The 1,880-nt window shown below is 52.3% G+C and carries 3 protein-coding genes; 2 read left to right on the plus strand and 1 reads right to left on the minus strand.

Annotation, left to right across the window (positions count from 1 at the left end):
* Nucleotides 1–14 precede the first annotated feature (14 nt).
* Complete coding sequence (gene ispB / locus HMPREF9538_RS24365) at nucleotides 15–986, minus strand: octaprenyl diphosphate synthase (protein WP_009484012.1); 972 nt, start codon at nucleotides 984–986, stop codon at nucleotides 15–17.
* A 260-nt stretch (nucleotides 987–1,246) separates the two neighbouring features.
* Here ispB and rplU point away from each other — a divergent pair, with 260 nt between their 5' ends.
* A complete protein-coding gene (gene rplU, locus HMPREF9538_RS0126840) occupies nucleotides 1,247–1,558 on the plus strand; it encodes a 50S ribosomal protein L21 (protein ID WP_002918379.1) in 312 nt (103 codons plus the stop codon).
* Between the two features lie 20 nt (nucleotides 1,559–1,578).
* Nucleotides 1,579–1,836 carry a 50S ribosomal protein L27 gene (gene rpmA / locus HMPREF9538_RS24360; RefSeq protein WP_002434222.1) on the plus strand — a complete coding sequence of 86 codons (258 nt, stop codon included), beginning with the start codon at nucleotides 1,579–1,581 and terminating at the stop codon, nucleotides 1,834–1,836.
* Nucleotides 1,837–1,880: the final 44 nt, after the last annotated feature.

Genomic DNA, 1,880 nt, shown 5'->3' on the forward strand with positions numbered 1-1,880 from the left:
AAAAGGAAGGGGGATTAATGATCGCGCTGGACTGCAATATGCGCCAGCCCAATCAAGGCTTCGCGCCAGGGCGTGTCCGGGAGGACCTGCAGCGCGGCAATGGCTTTGTCAGCTTCTTCTTCGGCACGCTTCTGCGTCCATTCCAGCGAACCGCAGGTCGCCATCGTTTCCAGCACAGCATCCAGTAGATGGCGGCCGTTGCCTTGCTCGATCGCACCGCGGATCATCGCTGATTGATCGGGTGTGCCATGGTGCATGGCGTGCAGCAGCGGTAGCGTGGGTTTACCTTCGTTCAGGTCGTCACCGACGTTTTTACCGAGCCGCTCGCCGTCAGAGCTATAATCGAGTAAATCGTCGATTAGCTGGAAAGCGGTGCCGAGATAGCGGCCATAATCCTGCAACGCGCGTTCTTCTTCCGCAGTGCAGTCGGCCAGCAGTCCCGCACACTGCGAGGCAGCTTCAAACAGGCGCGCCGTCTTGCTGTAGATAACGCGCATGTAGTTCTCTTCGGTGATATCCGGGTCATTGACGTTCATCAGCTGCAGCACTTCGCCTTCGGCAATGACGTTCACCGCTTCCGACATGACCTCAAGGATCTTCAGCGAGCCCAGCTGGGTCATCATCTGAAAGGCGCGGGTATAGATAAAATCGCCGACCAGCACGCTGGCGGCATTGCCAAACGCCGCATTGGCCGTGGCTTTGCCGCGACGCATATCAGACTCATCGACGACGTCGTCATGCAGCAGGGTGGCGGTATGAATAAATTCAATCAGCGCGGCAATGGTGACATGCGCGCTCCCCTGATAGCCCACCGCGCGTGCGGCGAGCACAGCAATCATCGGGCGAATGCGTTTGCCGCCGCCGCTGACGATGTAATAGCCTAACTGATTGATAAGCTGAACATCGGAGTTGAGTTGCTCAAGAATCGTCGCATTGACACCCGCCATATCTTGCGCGGTTAACTCATTGATTTTTTCTAAATTCATCGCAAAAGCCGGGCCAAATGTCCTGTTACCATGAATCCAGGTGGGATCACAGAAGGATTAAGACAGAATTAAAAGAAGATATGATTGTACTGAAAAATTGCCGTAGATAAACGTTGTCGTGAAAGTTGTGTTTTTTTTCTGCATTGATCGCTAATCGCTCTTGTCAAAGGCTCGCGTTTTGCGTAATATTCGCGCCCTATTGTGAATATTTATAGCGCACTCTGAATCACATAAAGAGGTGCGCGGAAGCGGAGTTTTATATGTACGCGGTTTTCCAAAGTGGTGGTAAACAACACCGAGTAAGCGAAGGTCAGACCGTTCGCCTGGAAAAGCTGGACATCGCAACTGGCGAAGCTGTTGAATTCGCTGAAGTGCTGATGATCGCAAACGGTGAAGAAATCAAGATCGGCGTTCCTTTCGTTGAGGGCGGCGTAATCAAAGCTGAAGTTGTTGCTCACGGTCGTGGCGAGAAAGTTAAAATCGTTAAGTTTCGTCGTCGTAAACACTATCGTAAGCAGCAGGGCCATCGTCAGTGGTTCACTGATGTGAAAATCACTGGCATCAGCGCCTAAGACCTGAGGAGTAGATTTAAATGGCACATAAAAAGGCTGGCGGCTCGACTCGTAACGGTCGCGATTCAGAAGCTAAACGTCTGGGCGTAAAACGTTTCGGCGGTGAAGCAGTTCTGGCAGGTAGCATCATCGTTCGTCAACGTGGTACTAAATTCCACGCTGGTACCAACGTTGGTTGCGGCCGTGACCACACTCTGTTCGCTTTGACTGACGGTAAAGTCAAGTTCGAAGTTAAAGGCCCGAAAAACCGTAAATTCATCAGCATCGTTGCTGAATAAGTTTTTCGCGTCCCGGTAACGGATGAAAGCCCCCCCCCACCCGC

This window comes from Klebsiella sp. MS 92-3 (assembly GCF_000195655.1).
In the GTDB taxonomy this organism is placed as follows: Bacteria; Pseudomonadota; Gammaproteobacteria; order Enterobacterales; family Enterobacteriaceae; genus Klebsiella; species Klebsiella pneumoniae.